The 23,249-nt window shown below is 68.7% G+C and carries 22 protein-coding genes; 13 read left to right on the top strand and 9 right to left on the bottom strand.

Annotated elements, in window-relative coordinates:
- Positions 1–19: 19 nt before the first annotated feature.
- From ACQP1K_RS15875 to ACQP1K_RS15820, 12 genes are all read left to right on the top strand, one after another.
- A complete protein-coding gene (locus ACQP1K_RS15875; protein WP_433496476.1) occupies positions 20–847 on the top strand; it encodes an IclR family transcriptional regulator in 828 nt (275 codons plus the stop codon).
- Between the two features lie 55 nt (positions 848–902).
- Complete coding sequence (locus ACQP1K_RS15870) at positions 903–1,115, top strand: hypothetical protein (RefSeq protein ID WP_433496475.1); 213 nt, start codon at positions 903–905, stop codon at positions 1,113–1,115.
- A gap of 95 nt (positions 1,116–1,210) precedes the next feature.
- Positions 1,211–2,080, top strand: coding sequence for a branched-chain amino acid ABC transporter permease (locus ACQP1K_RS15865; protein WP_433496474.1), 870 nt, complete (start codon positions 1,211–1,213; stop codon positions 2,078–2,080).
- Positions 2,080–3,951, top strand: coding sequence for a branched-chain amino acid ABC transporter ATP-binding protein/permease (locus ACQP1K_RS15860; protein ID WP_433496473.1), 1,872 nt, complete (start codon positions 2,080–2,082; stop codon positions 3,949–3,951). The genes ACQP1K_RS15865 and ACQP1K_RS15860 overlap by 1 nt, the downstream gene beginning before the upstream one ends.
- Positions 3,948–4,685 (top strand): ABC transporter ATP-binding protein, encoded by a 738-nt coding sequence (locus ACQP1K_RS15855; RefSeq protein WP_433496472.1) that lies wholly within the window; start codon positions 3,948–3,950, stop codon positions 4,683–4,685. Before ACQP1K_RS15860 ends, ACQP1K_RS15855 begins: the two co-directional genes overlap by 4 nt.
- 27 nt (positions 4,686–4,712) lie before the next feature.
- On the top strand, positions 4,713–6,113 hold the full coding sequence (locus ACQP1K_RS15850; RefSeq protein WP_433496471.1) for an amidohydrolase family protein: 1,401 nt from the start codon (positions 4,713–4,715) through the stop codon (positions 6,111–6,113).
- 418 nt (positions 6,114–6,531) lie between these two features.
- Positions 6,532–8,106 carry an ABC transporter substrate-binding protein gene (locus ACQP1K_RS15845; RefSeq protein WP_433496470.1) on the top strand — a complete coding sequence of 525 codons (1,575 nt, stop codon included), beginning with the start codon at positions 6,532–6,534 and terminating at the stop codon, positions 8,104–8,106.
- A gap of 105 nt (positions 8,107–8,211) precedes the next feature.
- A complete protein-coding gene (locus tag ACQP1K_RS15840) occupies positions 8,212–9,243 on the top strand; it encodes an ABC transporter permease (RefSeq protein WP_433496469.1) in 1,032 nt (343 codons plus the stop codon).
- Positions 9,240–10,097: an ABC transporter permease gene (locus tag ACQP1K_RS15835; RefSeq protein WP_433496468.1), complete on the top strand. Its 858-nt coding sequence runs from the start codon at positions 9,240–9,242 to the stop codon at positions 10,095–10,097. Before ACQP1K_RS15840 ends, ACQP1K_RS15835 begins: the two co-directional genes overlap by 4 nt.
- Positions 10,094–10,924, top strand: a complete 831-nt coding sequence (locus ACQP1K_RS15830; RefSeq protein ID WP_433496467.1) for an ABC transporter ATP-binding protein — start codon at positions 10,094–10,096, stop codon at positions 10,922–10,924. The genes ACQP1K_RS15835 and ACQP1K_RS15830 overlap by 4 nt, the downstream gene beginning before the upstream one ends.
- The gene (locus ACQP1K_RS15825) at positions 10,921–11,856 is read left to right on the top strand and encodes an ABC transporter ATP-binding protein (RefSeq protein ID WP_433496466.1); all 936 of its coding nucleotides are present in this window, start codon (positions 10,921–10,923) and stop codon (positions 11,854–11,856) included. The genes ACQP1K_RS15830 and ACQP1K_RS15825 overlap by 4 nt, the downstream gene beginning before the upstream one ends.
- Before the next feature lie 109 nt (positions 11,857–11,965).
- Positions 11,966–12,409: a YybH family protein gene (locus ACQP1K_RS15820; protein ID WP_433496465.1), complete on the top strand. Its 444-nt coding sequence runs from the start codon at positions 11,966–11,968 to the stop codon at positions 12,407–12,409.
- A gap of 361 nt (positions 12,410–12,770) precedes the next feature.
- On the opposite strand, the gene ACQP1K_RS15815 is transcribed toward ACQP1K_RS15820, so the two are convergent.
- The 9 genes from ACQP1K_RS15815 to ACQP1K_RS15775 form a co-directional block, all read right to left on the bottom strand.
- A complete protein-coding gene (locus tag ACQP1K_RS15815; RefSeq protein WP_433496464.1) occupies positions 12,771–13,805 on the bottom strand; it encodes a nitrilase-related carbon-nitrogen hydrolase in 1,035 nt (344 codons plus the stop codon).
- Entirely contained in the window at positions 13,802–14,839 is a 1,038-nt protein-coding gene (locus tag ACQP1K_RS15810; protein WP_433496463.1) for an oligopeptide/dipeptide ABC transporter ATP-binding protein, read from the bottom strand. The genes ACQP1K_RS15815 and ACQP1K_RS15810 overlap by 4 nt, the downstream gene beginning before the upstream one ends.
- Entirely contained in the window at positions 14,836–15,786 is a 951-nt protein-coding gene (locus ACQP1K_RS15805; protein ID WP_433496462.1) for an ABC transporter ATP-binding protein, read from the bottom strand. The genes ACQP1K_RS15810 and ACQP1K_RS15805 overlap by 4 nt, the downstream gene beginning before the upstream one ends.
- Positions 15,787–15,797: 11 nt before the next feature.
- A complete protein-coding gene (locus tag ACQP1K_RS15800; protein ID WP_433496461.1) occupies positions 15,798–17,399 on the bottom strand; it encodes an ABC transporter substrate-binding protein in 1,602 nt (533 codons plus the stop codon).
- 34 nt (positions 17,400–17,433) lie between these two features.
- The gene (locus tag ACQP1K_RS15795; RefSeq protein WP_433496460.1) at positions 17,434–18,267 is read right to left on the bottom strand and encodes an ABC transporter permease; all 834 of its coding nucleotides are present in this window, start codon (positions 18,265–18,267) and stop codon (positions 17,434–17,436) included.
- Between the two features lie 50 nt (positions 18,268–18,317).
- Entirely contained in the window at positions 18,318–19,292 is a 975-nt protein-coding gene (locus tag ACQP1K_RS15790) for an ABC transporter permease (protein WP_433496459.1), read from the bottom strand.
- A 72-nt stretch (positions 19,293–19,364) separates the two neighbouring features.
- Positions 19,365–20,150, bottom strand: coding sequence for a DUF1838 family protein (locus tag ACQP1K_RS15785; protein WP_433496458.1), 786 nt, complete (start codon positions 20,148–20,150; stop codon positions 19,365–19,367).
- Complete coding sequence (locus ACQP1K_RS15780) at positions 20,140–21,084, bottom strand: LLM class flavin-dependent oxidoreductase (protein WP_433496457.1); 945 nt, start codon at positions 21,082–21,084, stop codon at positions 20,140–20,142. The genes ACQP1K_RS15785 and ACQP1K_RS15780 overlap by 11 nt, the downstream gene beginning before the upstream one ends.
- Positions 21,085–21,502: 418 nt before the next feature.
- Positions 21,503–21,973, bottom strand: a complete 471-nt coding sequence (locus ACQP1K_RS15775; RefSeq protein ID WP_433496456.1) for a hypothetical protein — start codon at positions 21,971–21,973, stop codon at positions 21,503–21,505.
- A gap of 411 nt (positions 21,974–22,384) precedes the next feature.
- On the opposite strand from ACQP1K_RS15775, the gene ACQP1K_RS15770 reads away from it, so the two are divergent.
- Complete coding sequence (locus ACQP1K_RS15770) at positions 22,385–23,104, top strand: FadR/GntR family transcriptional regulator (RefSeq protein ID WP_433496455.1); 720 nt, start codon at positions 22,385–22,387, stop codon at positions 23,102–23,104.
- Positions 23,105–23,249 lie beyond the last annotated feature (145 nt).

The raw sequence follows: 23,249 nt of genomic DNA, 5'->3' as shown, positions 1-23,249 counted from the left end.
CGAACCTCCTGGAGGAAGAATGCCGACCAAGAGCAATTCCGCCGCGAAGGGCCAGGCGCCCGCGCGGGAGAACACCGGCCAGGTCATAGCGACGGTGGAGCGTGCGGTCGAGGTGCTGATGTACTTCGCCGAGACCTCGTCGCCGACGCTCGGCGTGACCGAGATCGCCGAGGCGCTGGGCATGTCGAAGGCGGCCGTGCATCGGATCCTGGCCTCGCTGCGCGTGCGCGGTCTCATCGAACTGGACCTGGTGACCCGGCGTTATTCGCTCGGAGTGGGCTCGATGCGCCTGGGCCTCGCCTACCTGGAACGTCTGGACGTCCAGCGCATAGCCGCCCCCGAGCTGGTGACGCTGTCCCAGCGCACCGACGAGACGGCGACCCTGTCGATCCGCACCGGCTGGACCCGGATCTACGTCGACCAGGCCACCCCGGCCCGTGAGGTGATCATGAGTGTGTCCCTCGGCGTGCCCTATCCGCTGCACGCCGGTGGATCGTCCAAGGCGTTCCTCGCCTTCTTGACCGAAGAGGAGATCGAGAACTACCTGTCGCGGCGGCCGCTGGAGCCGCTGACCGGCGAGACCATCGCCGACGTCGCCGAGCTGCGCGGAGAGCTCGCGGCCATCCGCGAGCGCGGCTGGGCCCGGTCGTTCGGCGAGCGCATGGCGGGCGCCGCCTCCGTGGCTGCGCCGGTGTTCGACCACCACGGGCGGCCGGTCGCCGTCATCAGCGTCTGCGGCCCGCAGGAGCGGTTCCGCGACGAGGTCGACGCGTGCGTCGAGGCGCTGCTCGACGTCACCGCACGGCTGTCCGGCCAGATGGGCTGGACGGAAGAGGAGGGGAGGTGACGGCCGTCCGCCGCCGGGCAGGTCTCCGAGACCCCGTACCCGGTCGAGGAGCACGGTGTCACGTCGTTCGAGTGCCGCCCGCCGGACCGTCACCACCGGGCCGCGTCCGGCGGGGCGGGACCGCCGCCCGTCCGAGGGGATCGCCGAGCTCACCGGCCGGCCGGTCGCCACGGTCGCCGGCGGGCGGATGTGGTTCCGCGGCGGCGGGCCCGCGGGACGCCACGGACCCGGCGCCCGGTCGGTCCGCCCTAAACATCAGACCTATTGACAGTCGCCTGACGTCGGTCCTACGTTTGCCAAAACCCTGTTCCGATGCCCGGAACAGGGTGGCCGACCCCCGCACCACTCTCGGGAGCGTTCCGGATGAGCCCTGAGGCGATCATCGACGGACTGTTCGCCGGTTCCGTCTACGCCCTTGTCGCGCTCGCGCTGGCCATCGTCTTTCAGCCTACGAGGATCATGAACTTCGCCCAGGGCGAGGTGCTGATCCTCGGCGCCGCGGTCGCGTACCAGATCGTGGCGCTGGAGAAGATGGGCTGGGCGGTGGCCCTCGTCGTGACGATCGTGGCAGCCGCGCTCATGGGCGTGCTCATGGAGCGCATGATCGTGCTGCCGGTCCGCCTGTCGGGCTCGCGCTATGCGTGGATCATCGCGACACTCGCCGCGGCCCTGATCTTCCAGTCGCTGTTCAACCTCGGTTACTTCGACGTGGACGCGCTGCGGCCCGACCCCGTGGTCGCGGGCGGCTTCGAGCTCGCCGGCGTCTCCGTGGAGTGGCAGGAGCTGCTGGCCATCGTCGTGGCCCTGGCCGTCATGGCCGGCTATGACCTGTTCCTGCGGCGGTCGGTCTACGGCCGTGCGATCAGGGCGACCGCGCACAGCTCCGACACCTCGGTGCTCATGGGGATCCCCGTGCAGCGCATCGTCGTCATCTCGTTCGTGATCGCGGCCGTCATCACCGCGATCGCGGGCCTGCTCGCCGCTCCGGTGATCTTCATCGCCCCCGCGACCGGACTGATCTTCACCATCAAGGGCTTCACCGCCGCGGTGATCGGAGGCGTCGGGTCGCCGCGCGGAGCGCTGATCGGCGGCATGATCGTCGGCCTGCTCGACACCGTGGTCCGGAGCATGGTCGGTGGAACCGTCGGAAACTTCGCGGTGTTCGCCGCCCTCGCGGTGATCCTGATCGTCTTCCCGTCCGGACTGTTCGGCAAGCCCATGGAGGCGCACTGATGGCGACCGCGGAATCCGCTCCGGCGGAACGAACCGGTTCCATGTTCGACACGGAGCTCTACCACCGGGTACGGACCGTGGCGATGGGCACTCTCGTGGTCGTCTCCATCGCGGTGCTCCTCATGTGGCCGGCCATCACCGACTACTACAGCTACAACGCGTCCTACTACAACGGCATCGTCGCCTCCGCCGCGATCAGCGCGATTCTCACGATCTCCCTCAACCTCTCCATGGGGTACGGCGGGATGCTGTCGATGCTGCACAGCGGCCTGCAGCTCGCCGGCGGCTACGCCACCGCCTACGTCGTGGTCAAGGCGAGCGGCTCGTGGATGCTGGGCGTCGTGGCCTCGGTGGCGGTCGGCGTGATCGTCGCGGCGCTGGTCCTGCTGGTCAGCCTCCGGGCGACGTACCTCTACTTCGGCATGATCACATTGGCGGCCAACCTGATCGTGATCGAGATCGGCCGCGAGTGGGAGTCCGTGACCGGCGGCATCGTCGGCCTCAGCGGCGTGGCCCCCGAGCTGGGCGGCGAGACGATGCCGAAGCAGGTCTTCTACTACGTGGTACTCGGGGCCCTCGTCCTCGCGTACATCGTGCAGCGCAACATCGTGCGCAGCGGGGTCGGACGGGCGGCGATGGCCGTACGGGAGTCCTCGGACACCGCGTCGGCCATGGGCATCTCCCCGGCCCGTGCCAAGCTGCTGCTGTTCGGCGTCTGCGGCGGGATCGCGGGCCTGTCCGGCGCGCTGTACGCGCTGCAGCTCGGGTTCATCAACCCCGACGTCGGCCTGCTCGACAACGGGATCATCTTCTTCGTCGGGCTGTTCCTCGGCGGGATCTCCACGCTGGTCGGGCCGGTGATCGGCGTCGGCTTCATCGCGGTGCTCGTCGAGCTCATCAAGGACCAGGCCCGCTACACCACGCTCATCCTCGGCGTCCTGCTGCTGCTCGCCATGATGGTGATCCCGAGAGGGGTCGTGGGCACATGGAAGGCGTCGCGGGCCGGCCGCGACCGGGTGCCCGACCTCGCCGACGAGACGCTGCCAGAGGAGGTCCCCGATGTCGTGCCGGAGGTCCGGGACACCGATCCCGATGTGCCCGCGATCGAGGGGATCGGGATCGTCAAGCACTTCGGCGGGGTGCACGCCGTCGACGGCGTCGACATCAAGATCATGCCGGGTACGGTGCACGGGATCATCGGCCCCAACGGATCGGGCAAGTCCACCCTGGTCTCCTGCCTGACGCGCTATCACCGGGTCGACTCCGGCAAGGTGATGATCTTCGGCGCGGAGGCCGCGCATGCGCCGCATCGCGTCGCGGCGGCCGGGGTGACCCGGGTCTTCCAGGTTCCCCACCTGTTCGAACGCGTCAGCGTGCTCGACAACGTGCTCACCGGGATGCGGATGCAGGAGACCTACACCTGGCTCGGCGCCACCCTCCGGTCTCCGGCCTACCGCCGCCAGGACCGCGTGGAACGGGCGGAGGCGCTCGAACTGCTCGCCTTCGCCGGGCTGTCCTCCCGGGCAGACTGGCTCGCCTCCTCCCTCTCACACGGTCAGAAGCGGCTGCTGGAGGTCGTGCGTGCGGTGGCGACCCGGCCCAAGGTGCTCATCCTCGACGAGCCCGCCACCGGCCTCACCTCCGACGAGCTCGACGCGCTGGCCCGGCTGTGCCGCACGCTGCGGGAGCGTGGGCTCGCGGTCGTCCTCATCGAGCACAACGTGGACTTCGTGATGGGGCTCTGCGACGAGATCACGGTCCTGGAGAGCGGAAAGGTCATCGAACGGGGTGATCCCGAACGCGTCCAGAACTCTCCGGCGGTGCTCGAGGCCTACCTCGGTCATCCCGAACTCATCGAGGAGACGGCGTGAGCAGACTGCTGGAGATCTCCGGGCTCGTCGCGGCCTACGGCGGAGTGCGCGCCCTCGACGGACTCGACCTGCATGTCGAGGAGGGCGAGTTCGTGGTGCTGCTCGGCCCCAACGGGTCCGGCAAGACCACCACGATGAAGACCGTGTCCGGGCTGCTGAAGCCGGTGTCCGGGCAGATCCGCTTCGCGGGCGGAGACCTGGCCGGGGTGCCCGGCTGGAAGCGTCCCTCGCTCGGCCTGTGCCAGGTCCCCGAGGGGCGGCAGATCTTCCCCGACCACACCGTGATGGAGAACCTGCACCTGGGCGCCTTCCCCGTACGGCGCAAGCGGGCGGAGGCCGAACGCCGGCGTGCCGAAGTGCTCGACCTGTTCCCCCGGCTGTCCGAGCGCGCGACCCAGCTCGCCGGCACGCTGTCGGGCGGCGAGGCGCAGATGCTCGCCATCGCCCGGGCGCTCATGGCGGGGCCGCGGCTGCTCATGCTGGATGAGCCGTCGCTCGGCCTCGCCCCGCTCAAGGTCGCCGAGCTGTTCGGCTACCTCAAGCGGCTGCACGACGAGACAGGCCTGGCCGTCCTCCTCGTGGAGCAGCAGGCCGGCACCGCGCTGAAGCTGGCCGACCGGGGCTATGTCCTGGAGCGCGGACGGGTCTCCGTGCGGGGCACCGGCGCCGAGCTCCGGGAGGACCCCCGGGTCCAGGCGGCCTACCTGGGCCGGCTTCGCAAGAACACCGCCTGATCAGAGTGCACAGGAAGGATGAGAGGCATGCGGCAGGCAGATCGGCTCTTACGAGGCGGCTTCGTGGTCACCATGGACGCGGGGCGGACCGTCTACGCGGACGGATACGTCGCCATCAGGGACGGCCGCGTCGTCGGCGTCGGCCCGGACCGCGAATGCGACTTCGAGGCGGCGGACACGCGCCGGCTCGGCGAGGTGGCGGTTCTCCCGGGCATCGTGAACGGGCACACCCACCTGTCCAACGGCATCTCCCGCGGCCTGTTCGACGAGCTTCCGCTGGCGGACTGGGTGGACCGTGGCATGTGGCCGACGCTGCGGGCGAACGACGCGGAGACCACCTATCACGGCGCGCGGGTGGCGCTGGCCGAGAACCTGCTCAACGGGGTCACCACCACGGTGGTCGGCGAGTTCGGCAGCCCGAATCACGACGCCGTCGACGGCGTGCTCAGGGCGGTCACCGAGTCCCGGTCGCGTGCGGTCGTGGCCCGGATCTCGGTCGATTCCGCCGACGACCACGACCCCAGTCAGGCCACAGCGCCGGACGTGCGCGAGTCCATCGAGGGCGCGCTGGCCGAGGTGTCCAGGCTGCGCGGCGAGTACGGAAGCCCGCTGGTCGAGGTGGTCCCCGAGGCCCTCGGCGTGCTCCGCTGCACCCCCGAGATGGTGCGGGAGTTCACCGCCTATGCCCGGGCCGAGGGCACCCGGATGACGATGCACGTGGCCAGCTCTCCCGACGAGCGGGACGAGGCTCTGCACCGGTTCGGCAAGGGCTCGATCGAGCGGCTGGCCGAGCTGGACGCGCTCGGCCCGCACCTGCTGATCGCGCACTGCGTCTGGCCGGACGAGACCGAGCGCCGGCTGCTCGCCGAGACCGGGACGGGAGTGTCGCACAACCCGGTGGCGAACCTCATGTACGCCTCGGGCGTCGCCCCGCTCGCGGAGATGATCGAGGCCGGGGTGCGGATCGGCCTGGGCACCGACGGCGCCTCGACCAACAACGGACAGAACATGTGGGAGGTCATGAAATCGGCGGTCTTCCTGCAGAAGTCGCGCTTCGGCGCGTCCTGGGGATCGGCTGAGCTCGCGCTCGAACTGGCGACGCTCGGGGGAGCGCGGGCGATCGGGATGGACGCCGAGATCGGCTCGATCGAGGTGGGCAAACGGGCCGACCTGATGGTGGTCGATCTGCTCCGCCCGCACCTGGTGCCGCTCGGCACCTGGCCCTCGAACCTGGTGTACTCAGGGAACCCGGACGCGGTCCGTACGGTGCTGGTCGACGGCGTGCCGGTGGTCGAGGACGGACGGCTGACCATGTGGGACGAAGACGAGGTGGTGCGCGGCGGCAACGCCGCCGCCGATCTCATGAACACCCGCACCGGCCTGACCGACATGTACCGCCGACGCTCAAGCTGGACGTGGCGGCGGTGATCCGGGCGCCGATGCTGTAGACGCAGGAGAGGCCGGCTCGACGCGCTCTTCGCGTCGTGACTCCGGTCGGCGGCCGCGGCGACGGGCTCGCGGTCGCCGCTCTCGTGCTGCCCGCAGTCGGATTCCGGGCGTTCGCGCAGTTCAGCCGGGTTCGCGGTCCCTTGACAGTGGACGGAGCGACCACCCTATGATTTTGGAACAGCGTTTTCCATAGCGAAACAGTCGACATGGGAGCCGAGAGACACGGGCTTCCGAACGAAACCTTATTGCGTTCCCTCTCCACCAGTTCAGCCGAACCCATCGACTCGGGGGCGATGGGTTCTTTAGCCAAGGCGGCATGATGAGGTAAGACACAACTCGGATCCGGACCTCCCCACCGCCCCGCCGCACGCGGGCGGCGGTCTTCGCCGGGGTCGCGATGACGCTGATCCTGGCCCTGAGCGCCTGTGGCGCGGGCGGCACGGGTACGGGCGGCACGGGTGCGGGTGAGACCAAGGCGATCGAGTCACTACGGGTCGCCGCCGCATTCATGCCGACGTCGCTCGACGCTGACTCGACGAACATCAACGACATCTACACCAACTATCAGGTCGCCGCCCAGTACATGGGCACCCTGGTCCGGGTCCGGCCGGACGAGGGGTCGGGGGAGAGCCTCACCTTCGCCCGGGACCTGCGGCCGGAACTCGCCGAGAGCGTGACGCCTGGCGCCGACGGCCACACCTTCACCCTGCGCCAGACCACCAGCGCCGCCGGCAATCCGCTGACGAGCGAGGACGTCAAGTGGTCGTTCGAGCGCATGGTGGCCAACGAGTCCGTCGCCATGCTCCTGCTCAGCGTGGCCAACGTCGACCTGAAGAACCCGGTCACCGTCAAGGACGAGAAGACCTTCACCATCAACACCGCGGGGCCGAGCACGCTGCTGCTGCCGATCCTGGAGAACGCGGCGCTGGGCATCCTCGACTCCGTGGAGGCGAAGAAGCACGCCACCGCCGACGACCCCTGGGCCCGGGAATGGCTGAAGACCAACGTCGCGTCGTACGGGCCCTACACGGTCGGCAAGTTCGACCCGGGCAACGAGGTCACGCTCAAGGGCCACTCCGGCTACTGGTCCGGCACACCGAAGATCAAGGATGTCACGGTGCGCAACGTGCCCGACGCGGCCGGCCGCGCCCAGCTGCTGCAGTCCGGATCGGTCGACCTCGACATGGGCGTTCCGCCGGTGGAGTGGAAGGCGCTGGAGAAGAACTCCGAGATCAAGACGGTGGCGATGGAGTCCCCGAGCGCTCTCCAGATCTGGATCAACACCGCCAAGGCGCCGATGAGCGACGTGCAGGCCCGCCGCGCCGTCGCGACCGCGATCAACAAGCAGGACATCGCCAACGGGCTGTTCCCCGGCGTCGCCAGAGCCGCCCTGGAGTGCACCGCCGCCACGGTTCCGGTCGCGGGCTTCGAGAACTCCATCCCGGCGACCGGTGACCCGGAGGCGGCCAAGTCGCTGGCGGCCGGGGCCGGCCTCGACAAGCCCCTGCAGATGATCTACAACTCCGCCACCAACGTGTTCAGCGAGAGCGCCGCGCGCTTCGTGCAGGACCAGCTCAAACAGGCCGGCATCGCCGTGGAGCTGCAGGCGTTCGCCACCCAGGCCGAATATCAGGCGGCGATGGACAAGCGCGAGTGGGACCTCAACCTCGGCCTGCAGAGCCTGTTCATCAACCACCCGCTGTACGAACTGAAGATGTTCCTGACCGGTGAGTCGTCGCTGAACATCCCGGCCTACGGAAACAAGGCCTTCGCCGAGCTGGTCGACAAGGCGCTGGCGGCCGACGGCGCCGAGGCCGAGACGCTCACGCGGCAGGCCTGTGAGACCGCGATCAACGAGGATGTGCCGCTGGTGGGACTGATGCGCTCCCCCTACACCATCGCGGTGAACAAGAACGTTCCCGGTGTTCGGTCCTATCCCTACGACCGGATCTCGATCGTCGATCTGGGCTGATCGGTCTCCGGGGAGCGGGTCGGCGGCCGACCGTGAGTCGGCCGCCGACCCGCCGCCGGGTGATCGACGTCCCTCGATCGAACTCCGCCCGAGAAGGCCGATCGCATGAAATCCCATCCTCTGCTCCGCTTCGTCTTGGTCCGCGTCGCGGCGTTGCCGTTCACGATCCTGGCGGTGCTGAGCATCTCGTTCCTGGTCACCTCCGTGCTACCGGTGGACCCGGCCAAGACGATCGCGGGTCCCATGGCCACCGACGAGGTGGTGGCCGGGATCAGGGCACGGCTCGGTCTCGACCGTCCGCTGATCGAGCGGTTCACCGACTACCTCGGCTCCCTGCTCGGTGGGGACCTCGGCAGCTCCTACGCGACAGGGCAGCCGGTGAGCGGTGAGATCGCGGAACGGCTGCCCGCCACCCTCACCTTGATCCTTCCGGCCCTGGCGCTCGCCGCCGTCGTCGGCATCGGCGTCATCGGCGGTTACTACGCCGGACGCAGGCCCGCCTCCGCCTCCGGCGGCATCGTCACCGTGCTCCAGGCGGTCCCCGACTTCCTGCTGGCACTCGTCCTGATCGTGGTGTTCGCGACCGGCCTGGGCGTCCTACCCGGTCCCGAGGGCCAGTTGAGCATCGGAACCGACGTGCCGCCCAAGGTCACCGGATCGATACCGGCCGACGCGCTGCTCGCCGGACAGTGGTCTGTCTTCGCGGACGCCGTACGGCACCTGATCCTCCCCGTGCTCACGCTCGGCCTCACCTACAGCGCGCTGATCGCCCGGATCTCCCGAGCCCTGCTCGGCAACGCGCTGGCCATGGAATGCGTCCGCTTCGCCCGCGCCTGCGGATGGTCGGAGTGGCGGGTCGTCCGCAGCGCCCTGCTGATCGCCCGGGTGCCCCTGCTGACCTACACGGCCATGCTGCTGGCCGGACTGATCGGCGGGGCCGCGATCATCGAGAAGGTGTTCTCCTGGGGCGGTTTCGGCCAGTGGACCGTCGACTCGATGCAGAAGGTCGATCTGCCGGTGATCCAGGCGATCGTGCTGTTCGCCGGAGGCGCGACCGTCGTCGTCTACCTGGCGATGGACGTGCTGTCCGGCCTGCTCGACCCGCGGATCCCGATCGGCAGGGGGAACCCCGGATGACCTCCGTCACCCATCGACGCACCGGGCGCTCCTCTCTGGCGCGGGCGAGACGCCGGGCCCGGATCCAGCTGTGGGGATCGGTCGCCGTGATCGCCACACTGGTGCTCTACCCCTACCTGTTCGGATGGACCCTGGAGCCCTTCGCCACCGACGCGGCCAGGGTGCTCGAGCCCCCCAGCGCGCAGAACTGGTTCGGCACCGACCGGGTCGGCGCCGACCTGTTCTCCCGGACCCTGTGGGCCGGGCGGACCGACCTGCCGCTGACCCTGGCGGCGACGCTGCTGGCCCTCGTCATCGGCGCCCCGATCGGCGCCTGGTTCGGCTACTCCGCCAGGCTCGGCGAGCGCATGATGCGATTGATCGACGCGTTCCAGGCGCTGCCGCTCCTGATCCTGATCCTGGCCCTGGTGGCGCTCAGCGGCAGCAAGGCCTACATGATCGTGGTGGCCATCGTGCTCTACGCGGCGCCGTCGTTCATCCGGGTCGTACGCAGCGAGGTGCTCGCGGTGAGCACCGCCCGCTACGTCGAGGCGGCCAGGGCATACGGAGTCTCCACCCCCCGCATCCTGATCAGGCATGTGCTGCCGAACGTCACCGAGATCATCCTGGCCCAGGCCGCGCTGATCGCGGCCTCGGCGTTCCTCGCCATCTCCTCCCTCAGCTTCCTGGGCGTCGGTGTGGCGCCGCCCACGCCGACGTGGGGTGGCATGATCGCGGACAGCGTCGGCGCCCTGACCTCCGGAATCTGGTGGCCGACGCTGTTCCCGGGCCTGGCGGTTTTCGTCAACGTCGTCTGCTTCAACCTGATCGCGAACGCGATCCGCAGCACGGGCAGGTTCGGTGAGCTGTCATGACGAATGATCCGATCCTTTCCATCCACGACCTGTCGGTTCGCTACGAGCTGGCCCGTGGTAAGTCCGCCGATGCCCTGTCCGGCGCCCACCTGGCGGTCGGCAGGGGCCGCGTTCACGGCCTCGTGGGCGGCTCGGGCTCCGGCAAATCGAGCCTGATCAAGGCGGTGCTGGGGCTGTCGGCGCACAACGCCAGGGTGTCCGGGCGGATCGACTTCGCCGACGCCGGGGACCTGCTGCGGTGTTCGGCGAAGGAGCTGCGGCGGTTGCGCGGGTCCCGGATCGGATACATCGGCCAGGACGGGGCCGGGTCGCTGCATCCGCTGATGACGGTCGGCGCCCAGTTCCGTACGTTCTTCCGCCAGCATCGGGTGCCGGGATCGCGCGCTCAGCACCTGGCCAGGGCCGCCGAGTGCCTGGCCGAGGTCGGCATGCCCGATCCGGAGGCGGTGCTGAGGCAGTATCCGTTCCAGCTCAGCGGCGGCATGGCGCAACGCGTGGTGATCGCGATCGCCACCGCGCTCAGTCCGGCCCTGCTGCTGGCCGACGAACCCACCAGTGCGCTCGATCTGACCGTTCAGCGCCGGGTGCTCGATCTGCTGGCGGGCCTGCGGGCCGACCGGGGACTCGGCATCCTGCTGATCACTCACGACCTGGGCGTCGTCGCCCATTACTGCGACGAGGTCACCGTGCTGCACCGGGGCCGAGTCGTCGAGTCCGGGCCCGTGCGGCAGGTCTTCGCCGATCCGCGAGACCCCTACACCCGGGCCTTGCTGCGCCGGCCGGGGGCGCCGGAGCCGGCGCCGCCCGCGGGAAGGGAGGGACGGTGAGCCTGCTCGATGTCGTGGACGTGCACAAGCGGTTCAGGAGCGGCACAGGTGTGGTGCGGGCGGTGAACGGTGTGTCCTTCGCCATCCCCGAGGGCGAGGTGCTCGGCGTCATCGGTGAGAGCGGATCGGGCAAGTCGACCGTGGCCCGGATCGCGGTCGGTCTCCTGCCCCCGGACGAGGGAACCGTCGTCTTCGACGGGCGGGACCTCTCGACCATGTCCGGCCGGGAGCGGCGTACGCTGCGCACCTCCATCGGGATCGTCTTCCAGGAGCCGTTCGCCTCGCTCGACCCCCGGCGCACCGCGCTGGAGTCGGTGCTGGAACCGCTCGAAGTGCAGCGTCCCGGCCGCGCCGCGGCCGGTGAGCGGACGAGCGCGGCGCGGGAGGCGCTCAGCCGGGTCGGCCTCGGGCCGGACCTGCAGGAACGATATCCCGGGCGGCTCAGCGGCGGAGAGCAGCAGCGCGTCGGGATCGCCCGGGCGATCGTCACCCGGCCGCGCCTGGTGCTGCTGGACGAGCCGACCTCGGCCCTGGACCGGTCGATCCGCGGCGACATCCTCGACCTGCTCGGCTCGATCCAGCGGGAGGAGGGGCTGACCTACTGCCTGATCTCCCATGACGTCGAGACGATCAGCCATCTGTCGGATCGGGTGCTGGTGATGTACCGCGGCGAGGTGGTCGAGAGCGGACCCACCGACGAGGTCCTCGGCTCACCGCGGCACCCGTACACGCAGGCGTTGCTCAGCGCCCGCCTGCCGCTCGACCCGCGCGCGGAGCTGCCGGTGCTGCCGGTGCGGGCCGAGCGGCCCGCCGGCCGTTCGCACTGCCCGTTCTTCGAACGCTGCCACCGTGCGGCCGCGGAGTGCACCGCCGGGCCGATTCCGCTGGTCGACCGCGCCCCGGCCCACCGGGTCGCCTGCGTCCGGCTTTGACGATCCCACGGCGTCGCGATCCCGCGTAGCCGGTGAACCCGAGGAGCAAGATGAATCAGCCCGGCGCCTTCGAGCGACACGAGAAGACACGAGAGAGGAGGACGGAGAGGTGAACACCGCCGTACAGGCCGCCGAGAGCATGTTGAACGCCGTGGTCGCCAGGGATCTGGAGAAGGTCGTCGGCATCTTCTCCGACCGGCCGGACGCGTACATGTACGTTGAGGGACCGCGGTGGACCACGCGGGGCGGCGAGCGGCTGCGGGAGGGCTGGGCCGCCTATTTCAGGGCCGGAGTGGGCATCGAGGCGTGGGAGTGGGTCGAGGGCCCGTTCAGTTTCGACACCGCCGAACTCGCCCAGGTGATGGGAGTGATCGATTACCGGGTCCGCGGCGGTGACACGGTGACTCCGCTGCGGCTGCGGATGACCTGGCTGTTCCGGATGGAGAACGGGCGCTGGCGGATCGTGCACGAGCACGGTTCCCAGCCGCTCGAGGACCCCTACGGCGCCGGTGACTGGTGGCCCGAGGGGAGGACCGGCCTCGACCGGGGCTGAACCCACGGCGACGATGAGACCCCCCGCCGTTCGGCGGGGGGTCTCATCGTGGTTCATGCTGTCGTCGGTGATCAGCCGAAGGCGGTGTGGCGGCGAGGTCGAAGCCGGCGTAGCTGGCCGACCGGGGCTATGTCCTGGAGCGCGGACGGGTCTCCGCGGAGGGCACCGGCGCCGAACTCCGGGAGGACCCCCGGGTCCAGGCGGCCTATCCGGGCCGGCTCCGCCAGAGGACCGCTTGATCAGAGCGCGCGGCTTCAGCCGCGCCGGACATCGGGCGGTCCTTGGTCATGGATCTTCCTCCTTCGGCCAAGGGCCGTCCCACCCCCGGGCCGCCCTCGATCCGTCCCGGGTGTGCGTCGCCTCACTTCGGTGACGGCGTCGCCCAGCGGGACTTGTCGGCCAGGTAAGCGGCCGCGTCGGCGAGATCGTCAGGCTGATAACGGGAGAAGAGGTTCGGCTCGTAACGGCTGACGTACCTGCTGAAGACGGGGCGTATGAGATCCAGGTGGATGTCGGGCTGACGATGCCGGGCACGGTACCGCCGGATGGGGATCCGGGCCGTGAGCAACGCCTCGAACTTGTCCGCCGGACCGGCGAGCGGCTCGCCGTCAGGGCTGTAGATCGCCGAGCCGCCCGCTCCGGTGTCTTGGAAGAACGGTCCCTCGGGCAATAGGAGCGAGTTGTTGGCGACCGCGCAGTAAATGCCGTTGTGCAGGGCCGTGGAACGGACGTCCACCTCATAGAAGCTGCCGGTCACGGTGCGCAGCACTATCTCGGCGCCCTTCATCGCCAGCGCCCTGTACAGCTCGGGTTCCAGCTGGGTCGACGACATCGAGATGTTACCCAGCGGCGTGCGGGCCACGGGGAGCACCGCGTCCGCGCCGTAACGCTCAATGTACTCGTCGAGGACGTCGTAGACCGTCGTCGTAAAGAGCTCGAAACCGGGGAAGACCCCCTTGACGTTGCGTGCCTTCCAGTGCTTGGCGATGATCTCGCCGTCGGGGTCGATGAGCGTCGTGATGCTGAGCAGATGGCCGGGCCAATCGGGGTCCCGCACATATGCGCCGAACGAGATGTAGCAGCCGTACTGGCGCGCCTTGGCGGAGATCTGCTGGGTCTCCGGGCCGGGGACCTCGATCGCCCGCCGTTCGGCCTCGGCCCTCGTCCAGGAGTCCCAACCGCTGATCGGGAACTCGTGGAACATGAGGAAGTCCGGGCCGTGGCCATAGTGGAAGGCGTTGTCGATCAGGTGCAGCATGTGCGTGAGGTTCGCCTTCTGCTCGGCGTCGTTCGCCGCCGGGTGCACACGCGACTGTACGACGCCGAGCGTCCACTCGTCTTTCGCCAGTTCGACGGTGGAGTATCCGCCGTCGCCGGTGATGTCGATGTCGTTCATGCTGAGCTCTCCGTTCGGTTCGTGCGAGTGGGAGGGGTGCCGGCCGGCGGACCCGGCAGGTCGGCGAGGCGCAGGCAGGCCACGACCGTGTCGCCGTGCGCCACCGGCGTCGGAGTCGCTTCACGGCAGACCTGCTCGGCGAAGGGACAACGGGTGTGGAATCCGCACCCTGCCGGCACGTCGACGGCCGATGGGACCTCGCCTTTCAGCGAGACGACCGGAGGCATGCCCAGGTCGTTCACGGACGGTACGGCCGCCAGCAGCGCGCGGGTGTAGGGATGGCCGGGACGCTCGAAGACGTCCGCGACCGGGCCGACCTCGACGAGCCTGCCGAGGTACATGACCGCGACGCGATCCGCCAAGTGAAGTGCGATGTCGAGTTCATGGGTGATCAGCACATAGGTGAGTCCGAGGTCGCGTTGCAGGTCCGTCAGCAGGTTGACGAGAATCGCCTTGACGCTGACGTCGAGACTGGCCGTAGGCTCGTCGAGGACCAGGACATCGGGACCGACCGCCAGCGCACGTGCGATCGTCACGCGCTGCAGTTCTCCGCCGCTGAGTTCATGGGCCCGCCGGTCCAGGTACTCGGGCGCGAGCCCCACGCGCTCCACCAGTTCGCGAACCCTCGTCTCCCGCGCCTGGCGGGAGGCGAGCAGCCGGTGTACGACCAGCGGCTGCGAGACGATGTGCCGCACGGTCTTGCGCCGGTTCAGCGCCGACCACGGGCTCTGCGACACCAGCTGCACCCTCCGGCGCTCGTGCCGTGCCTTCGAGGTCACCGGCGGGACCCTCTTGCCACCGATGAGGATCTCTCCGGCGGTCGGTGTGATCAGACCCACCATCGCCTTGGCGACCGTGGACTTTCCGCATCCCGACTCTCCGACGATCGCCAGAGTCCGGCCGGCGGGGACGTCGACGTCTATTCCGTCCACCGCGTGGACGACCTGATTCGATCGCCGTGCGGCCCCGACCGGGAAACGCTTGACGAGACCGGCGACGTGGACCATGGGGTCCCGAGGCAGCTCCGCGGTCACGAGGCGGCCCCCGCGTGGTGGCAGCGCACCGTCGAGCTGCCCACCCGGCGAGGCGGTGGGGTGTCGACGGCGCAAAGGTGCGTGGCGGCATCGCATCTGGGCGCGAAGGGGCACCCGGACAGGTGGTGCGAGCCGCTGACGGTGCCGGGAATCGCACGTAGCCGTTCTCCGCGTGCCCGCCGCGCCGGCAGAGCGTCCAGGAGCGCACGCGTATAGGGGTGCTGGGGCTTCGTGAACAGGTCGCGGGTCTCGGCCATCTCGACCAGGTGCCCGCCGTACATGACCCCGACACGGTCGCATACCTGTGACAGGGCTGCGAGGTCGTGACTGACGAAGATCACTGAGTTGCCGAGCCGGTTCCTCAGGTCGAGCAGGAGGCGCAGGATCTGCGCCTGAACCGTCACGTCCAGGGTGGTGGTCGGCTCATCGGCCAGCACGAGGTCCGGCTCGTGGGCGAGGACGGCGATGGCCATGAGCATGCGCTGCAGCTGCCCGCCGGAGAACTGGAACGGGTAGTCGCCGAGCCGGTCGGACAGGCCTCCGAGCCCGACTTCCCCAAGAAGCCGATGTGCGCACGCGTCGTCGATCACACCGCCGCTGAGCAGCGCGAGTTGCTTGCGCACCGTGGTCACCGGAGACAGCGAGGTCATCGGGCGTTGCGGGATGAGGCCGATGCGGCGGCCGCGCAGCCGCCGCATCGAGTCGTCCCCAAGGGAGAACAGGTCCGTGCCGGCGAAGTCGACGCGTTCCGCCGCCACCCGGGTGCTCCGCGGCAGCATGCGCATCAAGGCCGTGAGGACCGTGCTCTTGCCCGAGCCCGACTCGCCCACCAATCCCAGGATCTCGCCTCTCCGCAGCGTCAGCGAGACGTCGCGCACGGCGGGAAGCGACCCGCCGCGCGTCCGGTAGACGACGTTCAGCCCTTCGACTCTGAGTAGCTCGGACACCGCGGAGAACCTCATGCCTGCATTCGCAGGGGCGCCGCCTTGAGCCGCCCGATGGACATCAGCCCCTCGTCGAGCGAGGTCACATCCGTGCGCTGTGCCACGATGAACTTGGGGTACACGGGCGGGATCCCGATCGCGTCATCGGCGAGCAGGGCGTCGATCTCCTTGCACTTCGCCGTCCGCTCCGCCTCGTCCGGAGTCTGCCACGCCTCGTCCATCAACCGGTCGACCTGCGGGTTGGCATAGCCGAAGTTCAGCGGGTGGCCGGAGTGTTTGGTGGTGATGGCCGTGAAGCAGGTGCGCCCACCGCCGAACCCGCTCTCGTACAGGGTCATCGCCAGCTGGTACTTGCCTGATCCCCAGTTCGTCACCCACGCGCCGGTGTCCAGCGTCTCTAGGGTGGCGTTGATGCCCGCCTTCTTCCAGCCCTCGACGAGCACCTGCCCGACGTTCTTCATCGTGTTGGAGGTGTTCGAGATCATCAGGCTGAACTCGATGGTGTCGACGCCCGCCTCCGCCATCAACGCCTTCGCCGCTTCGACGTCGGGTTCCTCGCTGTAGTTCGCGGATCCGGGGTTGTGCCCCTCCTGGGAGGGGTTGATCGGCCCCTGTGCGATCTGCGCCGTGCCCGCGTAGACCACGTCTCGGACGCCCTTGCGGTCCATCGCATGGGCGATCGCCTTACGCAGCCGCGGGTCGTCGAACGGCGGCTTGTTCGCGACGAAGTACGTCATGATGTCCAGAGGCGCCGCCACGGAGTGCACCTTTATACCGGCGTCACCCTGCAGGGCGGCGAGGCTCTCCGGAGGCACGTCGGTCATCACGTGGATCTTGCCTTCACGGAGGTTGACGAGCCTGGTCGCCGGCTCGGGGATGGCCGTGAACCGGACCCCGTCGAGCCAGGACCGGGTGCCGTTGTAGGACTCGTTCGCGACCAGGTCGACGCTCTGCTCCTGCACAAGCTTATCGATCTTGAATGGTCCGGTCCCCACCGTGCTGTCGGTCTTCGTCACGAAGTCCTTGTGCACGATCGGCAGGTTGGTGAGATGCGAGCGCATGACGCCGTACGGCTTGCTCAGCGAGATCCGCACCGTCGACGAGTCCACGGCCTTGACCTCCTTGACATAGGAGGCGAAGTAACTGGTCCAGTCGCTGAAGGACTTGGGATCCGAGACGAATTTCAGAACGGCGACGACATGGTCGGCGGTGAGGTCGTCTCCGTTGGAGAACTTCACGCCGCTCTTCAGCTTGATGGTCCAGGTCAGCCCGTCGGACGAGACCTCGGGCTCACCGTCGGCCAGGAGTGGGACCGAGTTGAGCGCGTCGTCGTAGGTGTACAGGGATTCCACGATCGGGTCGGTGACCCACTGGATGCGTGAGTTCGTGGATGTGAGCGGGTTCACGTAGGGTGAGATCGACGTCACCCCGAAGATCACGGTGCCGCCCTTCCGCTGCGTGGGCTGCTGCGTGGGCTGCTGCGTGGGCTGCTGGGCAGGAGTGGAGTCGTCGCCGCAACCGGCCAGGACGGGAACGAGCGCGACGCCGCCCGTGATGATGCCGAGTGAGGCCAGGAATCGTCTCCGGCCCAGGACGGCCTGGTGGATTTCCGCCATTGTGAACTCCCATTCGTGTATTGGGTGCCGACGGTCAGCGTCGTCCCAGGGCGTGTGAGATCGAGTCGCCGACGAGGTTCAGGCCCAGGGTCGCGACGAGGAGCACAACTCCCGGGATCACCGGGTACCACCAGGCGCCGTAGAGCATGTAGCTCGTGCCCTCGCCGATGATCGAGCCGAGGCTCGCGGCCGGTGGCTGGATCCCCATCCCGAGGAAGGAGAGAGCGGCCTCGGCGAATATCGCGATGCCGATCCAGAGGAAGCCCTGGACGAGGACCGGGGGAAGCACGTTCGGCAGCAGTTCGACGAAGACGATCCGCCAACGAGGCACGCCCACGACCCGCAGAGCGTCGACGTACTCCTGCTGCGCCTCGACCAGCGTCGCTGATCGGGCGACCCGGGCGAAGTACGGCAGGAACGAGATCGCCAACAGGAGGACGACCTTGGTCGCGGGTGACAGCGTCAGCGGTCCGATGTCCGACTCCCCGGTGCCGAGCAGCCCCATGACGAAGAGCGCGAAGATGAAGAACGGCAGCGCCTGCAGGAGGTCCATCACGCGCATCACCGCTTCGTCGGTCCAGCTCGCCCCGCGCAGGCCCGCGAAGATGCCGGCGGGTACGGCGAGCAGCAGCCCGATCCCGACGCTGGACAGGCCCACCGAGGTCGAGAGCGCGGCGCCGGACGCCACCCGGGCGAACAGATCCCGGCCCAGGTGATCGGTGCCGAGGGGATGGGCGCCCGACGGAGGCTCCAGCGGCAGACCGGTGCGCGCCGCCGCGTCTCCGGTGATCAGGGGCCCCAGGAGCGCGAGGGCCAGGAAGAGGAGCACCAGACCCGCCCCGATCCAGGCCAGGGGCCCCTCGATCACGGGTGCCCTGGGTCTCCACCAGGCTCTCGCCCGGCGCGGCCGCGCGACGCTCAACGCGATCCCCTCCCCATCGACGAGTACTGCGCCCGGAGGCGGGGGTTGATGGCGTAGTAGAGGAGGTCGACCACGAGATTGGACACCAGGAACACGAGGGCCGTGAAGAGGGTGCAGGCGATCGCGACCGGGTAGTCCTGGGACGCGAACGATTTGACGATCAGCTGCCCGAGCCCCGGCACGTTGAAGACGTTCTCGATGAGGACCGTGCCGCTGATGAACAGCCCGAGCATCAGTCCGACCACGGTCACCGTGGGAATGACGGAGTTGCGCAGGGCGACCCTGCCGAGCAGGCGGCGTTCTGTCAGTCCCATGGCGCGGCCGAACATGACGTGGTCGGAGTCGAGCTGCTCCACCAGCGAGGCGCGGAGGGTTCGCGCGATGATCGCCGCGGACCCCATGCCGAGCGTGAACGCCGGCAGGACCAGGGATTTGAGGTTGCCGACCGGGTCCTCGCCGAACGACACCCAGCCGGAGCTCGGCAGGACACCGCGCACGTACAGGCCGAACACCACGACGCACACCGTGCCGAGCCAGAAGCTGGGGATCGACAGACCCGTCACCGTCACGACCCGGACCGCGCCGTCGATCAGTCCGCCCCTGCGGGCCGCGGCGACGAAACCGGAGATCAACCCTATGACCGTCCAGACCACGAGGGACGTGAGACCGAGCTCCAGTGTGACCGGCACGTGCTGTCCCAGGATCTCGGAGACGGGCCGTTGCGTGGTCAGGGAGACCCCGAGGTCGAGTGTGAGCGCGTTGCCGACGAAGTGCAGGTACTGTGACCAGAGCGGTTTGTCGAGGCCGAGCTGGCTCAGTACGGCGGCGCGCTTTTCCGGCGTCGGATTCACCCCGAGGTAGGCGAGTTCGGGGCCCCCTGGAATGGCCTGGAGCATCAGGAAGGTCAGGCTCAGGACGAGCACCAGGACGATGAGGATTCCCGAGACGCGCTGGAATACGAATCTATGCATGGGGAGCACGTCCTCGTCCCGGTTCGGGGTGGAGTGTTCTCCCTCGCGTAACGGCGTTCCGCATCTGGTGGGCTAACCGTGCTGAAGTTTCTTGAAGTACGTCCAACTGGTCTCGTTCGGCTCGACCCAGCTCTCGGGTGCCTGGAAGTATTGAGGACCGTGGGCCTCCAGGAACTCCCGGAAGTCCGCGGGGAGCCCGGCGGCGCCCTCCGGCAGCTTCACCCCGTGACAGTGGTAGAGCAGGCCGCCGCCCTCCGACCCCATCTCCATCCAGGGCAGCCACTGCGACAGTCGCGTCCATGAGACGACGCACGAGCTGGAATGACTGGAATCGTCTTCGAGCTCGGCCCGGGGAGTGATGAACTGAAGCAGTTCTGCGGCGCGATATACGTCGTCAGACGAGTTCTTCGGGTACTCGGCGACGGGCAGCGGCGACGGGTAGTCGATGAGCGCGTCGAAAGCGAAGGCCACGTTGTCCCTGGTCTCGTAGACTTTCGCGCCGAAACGCACCGGGGGTTTGTCGAAGTCGTAGGTGTTGTTGACGGGATCGTTCCAGAGGTGGATCACCTCGAGCTCGGCCCCGGTGAAGGGGTTACGCCACCTCCGCAGGATCTCGCCCGACTCCGGGTCCCGGTAGACACCCGCCTCCCTGGAGAGCATGCGATAACCGTTCGCCGTCTTCTCGACCCGGGCGAGGTTCACGCCGTCGAACGAGAAGAGGTGCCGCGATCCTTCCGGTCTGCCGTAGCTGTAGATGTTGCCGGTGAAGCACACGGTCACATCCGTCGCGTCCAAAGACGCGCGGGTTTTGAGAAAGGCCTTGAAGTAGTCACGGGTGTCACTCGGATCAAGAGCCATCGCAACTTCCTTCCTTTATCGATCGCGGCGTGGCCGCCACGCCGCCGGCCACGTCGGTGATGAAATACTCGAGGAACTCGTGGTCGTACGGTGGGAGCGTCGAGACGAACACATGGTCGGCGCCCGCCTCGCGGTACTCGCCGAGGCGTTCCTCGAGCCGGTCCCTGCTCCCTTGCAGGACGCGATTCTTCAGATCGGCGAAGGGGCGCCCGAAGAGCGTTTCGAGAGCGGAGCGCTTGGCCGCGGCCGCCTTCTCCGTCGAGCCGCACGCTTCGTACACGATCACCGCACGCTCGACGGATTCCGGCGGACGGCCGGTGCGGTCACAGAGCGCGTCGAGGTCGCGGTTGAGAACGCGAAGCTCGCCGGGGGTGGCGGCGGAGACATGGATGTCGGCGAGTTCGCTCACCAGGCGCAGCATGCGGGGTCCGCGGGCACCGATCGCCATCTTCGGCGGAGAGACCTCGGGAATGAGACGGGCGTTGTCCAGCTCGAAAATTCCGTCGCGGAGCGACACGGTCTCGCCGTGGAGCAGCGAGCGGATGATCGATGCGGAGGCGGCGAACCGGCTGACCCGCTCCCCGGCGGCCGGGTAGGGGACGCCGAACATCGTGTGTTCCATCGAATTCGACCCGGCGCTCATCCCGAGCGCGAAGCGTCCCCCGGTGATCAGGGAAAGGGTGGAGGCCGCCTTGGCGACCAGGCTCGGGTGCCGGAACTCGTTCGCCAGCACCAGGCTGCCCAGGGTGATCCTCGTCGTGAGGGGTGCCAGTGCCGCGATGCTGGTCAGGCATTCGAGCGTGGGTCCGAGTCCGCCTGACGTCCGGGACACGAGGTGGTCGTAGGTCCAGAAACTGGAGTATCCGAGGGCTTCGGTCCGCAGACACAGTTCGCGGTAGTCGCCCCACGCACTTGTCTGCGGAAGGGCGTTCACGCCGAATTCCATGTCGCCTGCCTTAATCGGACGGCTCATATCAACGCCGGTTGTGAAGACCCGGAAACCGGACGCCGTGCTCTCTTCGTATGAGAACGCCATTGTGGAACGGCGTTTCGCTTGCGTTGCGGCCTATCGTCGCCGGTTCCCCCGGCATTGGGCAAGGGGCTGGACATTAGTCATACGAATGGCCGGGGCGACGAAGGACGCGGCACATCTCGCGCCCGGCAGTACGTGATCGGGACGTACTTTTCCGCTGTGAAGGGGACGGCCGGGCGCGTCGGCGTCGAGAGATCTCGGCCAGGCCGAACGACCCGTGGGCGGCTGTCTGGGGAGGACGGGGCATCGGGGCGGCTCGGTAACGGCGGTGGCGGACCCGAGACCGGATCCGCCACCTGTCATCAGAACGCCGCTCCGGTCACAGGCCGCGCTCGGCCGGGTCCCAGCGGAGAGGCTCGGCGTCGGCCACGCGACGCTCCTCGATGACCGTGAGCTTGGCGAGCTCGCCGTCGACGAAGTGCTGCCAGACCCGCGTCCGGTAGTCGCCGTCGGCGCGGCTCACCTCGATGATCCGCTCGTTGGGGCGCTCGTTCCAGCCGAAGGAGAAAATCACTGCCTCCTCGCCGACCCGGCTGGTCTCACCCCACATGTCGCCGTTGTGGAAGTCGACCCGGTCGCCGTCGACCGTCGCGTGGTAGAAGTGCTCGTAAGGCTCCTGGCCCTCGCGCAGGTAGACGACCCGCTCGGTCCACTGGGTGCCCTCCATACGGCCCTCCTGCCTGCTGACGAACCGCTCGAGGCGCTTCCCGCCCGGGTCGAGCACCGTGTAGGTGCCCTCCCAAACGCCGGCGATCTTCTCTCGCAGAATGTCGTTGATCGTCATGGTCATGCCTTTCCGCCTGTCGTCGACGAGCTCCGGATGGTGGTCGGTGTGGGGGATGCGTGGAGTTCGAACCGCCGGCGGATGAGAAGGCGCTCTCCGGCCATCCTGCGCCGGAACGCCCGCCGGCCGGACCGGTCCGGCTCCACGTCGGCCGCCATCGAGGAGTGCGCGGCCGTGACCGAGGGGTTGCTCCGGAAGTCCACGACCTGGCGCGATGCTTCCCTCCCGGCCCGAGTCCACCGCTTATTCCACTTACAGAAACGCCGTTTCTATCATAGAGTTGGCGTCGATCCTGCGCCTTCGCAGCGGCTACAGGAAGGGTTCGCCAATATGTCAGACAATTCACCGCGGTTCCGGCCGATGGTAGAGCCTGACAGGCGAGGGCCTCTTCCCCCCGACCGGAGCGAGGTCGGCTCGATGCACGGACTCGTCGTGGAGTGGATCGGCAGCAGGATCGCGAGCGGCCATCTGACCGGCGTCCTGGACCTCGACCACATCGCGCGGCGTTTCCAGGTCTCCCGGTTGCTGGTGCGCGAGTGCCTTCGCACGCTCGCCGCCAAGGGAATGGTGCGGGCCCGTCAGCGAACCGGCACGAGGGTCACGAACCTCGAGCAGTGGGCGGTCCTGGATGAACAGCTCATCCGCTGGCGGGCGGCGGGACCGCACCGCTTCGCTCAGATGCAGGAGTCGCTACAGCTCCGGCAGCGGGTGGAACCGCTCGCCGCGCGTCTCATGGCGGAACGCCGGACGGAGGCGCAGCTGGAGCGGCTCAAGGACGCCACCGAGCAGATCGAAAGGGCGATCACGACGGGGAGCGGGCAGGGGATGATCGAGGCCGACACCTCGTTCCATCGGGAGCTCTACCTCAGCTCCGGCAACACCATGCTCGGCCATCTCGCGGGCACCGTCCACGCCTGCCTGCGGGTGCCGGACTTTCAGGGTTACCGGCGGTTCTCCACGCATACGGTGGCCCGGCACCAGCGGCTCACCGATCTGATCGCCGCGTGTGACGCGGACGGCGCGGAACAGGCCGCAGAACACCTGATATCCCTGACGGCGAAGCTGTTCCTCGCCGCCTATGAGCGCCTGATGGAGCAGCCGACCGGCCTGCTCGATCACCCCCAGGTGCGTACGTGAGGCGTGTTCGAGGTCGGTTCGGCGCGGGCTCCGCAGGCGGCCGCCGCCATGCTCGGCTCGCCCGGCGTCCCCGCGCCGGGGAGCCGCTCGACAGCCGGGCCCGGATCCGGCGGCACGGGCGCGGGTGAGCCCCCGCCGGCGGACG

Source organism: Sphaerimonospora sp. CA-214678, from assembly GCF_050942215.1.
Taxonomy (GTDB): domain Bacteria; phylum Actinomycetota; class Actinomycetes; order Streptosporangiales; family Streptosporangiaceae; genus Sphaerimonospora.
This window is presented reverse-complemented; position numbering and strand designations above follow the sequence as displayed.

Coding starts and splice junctions, on each gene's coding strand:
- ACQP1K_RS15790 (WP_433496459.1), bottom strand. CDS start 19,292: ATGCATAGATTCGTATTCCAGCGCGTCTCGGGAATCCTCATCGTCCTG.
- ACQP1K_RS15800 (WP_433496461.1), bottom strand. CDS start 17,399: ATGGCGGAAATCCACCAGGCCGTCCTGGGCCGGAGACGATTCCTGGCC.
- ACQP1K_RS15775 (WP_433496456.1), bottom strand. CDS start 21,973: ATGACCATGACGATCAACGACATTCTGCGAGAGAAGATCGCCGGCGTT.
- ACQP1K_RS15770 (WP_433496455.1), top strand. CDS start 22,385: ATGCACGGACTCGTCGTGGAGTGGATCGGCAGCAGGATCGCGAGCGGC.
- ACQP1K_RS15865 (WP_433496474.1), top strand. CDS start 1,211: ATGAGCCCTGAGGCGATCATCGACGGACTGTTCGCCGGTTCCGTCTAC.
- ACQP1K_RS15785 (WP_433496458.1), bottom strand. CDS start 20,150: ATGGCTCTTGATCCGAGTGACACCCGTGACTACTTCAAGGCCTTTCTC.
- ACQP1K_RS15845 (WP_433496470.1), top strand. CDS start 6,532: ATGACGCTGATCCTGGCCCTGAGCGCCTGTGGCGCGGGCGGCACGGGT.
- ACQP1K_RS15835 (WP_433496468.1), top strand. CDS start 9,240: ATGACCTCCGTCACCCATCGACGCACCGGGCGCTCCTCTCTGGCGCGG.
- ACQP1K_RS15830 (WP_433496467.1), top strand. CDS start 10,094: ATGACGAATGATCCGATCCTTTCCATCCACGACCTGTCGGTTCGCTAC.
- ACQP1K_RS15840 (WP_433496469.1), top strand. CDS start 8,212: ATGAAATCCCATCCTCTGCTCCGCTTCGTCTTGGTCCGCGTCGCGGCG.
- ACQP1K_RS15850 (WP_433496471.1), top strand. CDS start 4,713: ATGCGGCAGGCAGATCGGCTCTTACGAGGCGGCTTCGTGGTCACCATG.
- ACQP1K_RS15875 (WP_433496476.1), top strand. CDS start 20: ATGCCGACCAAGAGCAATTCCGCCGCGAAGGGCCAGGCGCCCGCGCGG.
- ACQP1K_RS15860 (WP_433496473.1), top strand. CDS start 2,080: ATGGCGACCGCGGAATCCGCTCCGGCGGAACGAACCGGTTCCATGTTC.
- ACQP1K_RS15815 (WP_433496464.1), bottom strand. CDS start 13,805: ATGAACGACATCGACATCACCGGCGACGGCGGATACTCCACCGTCGAA.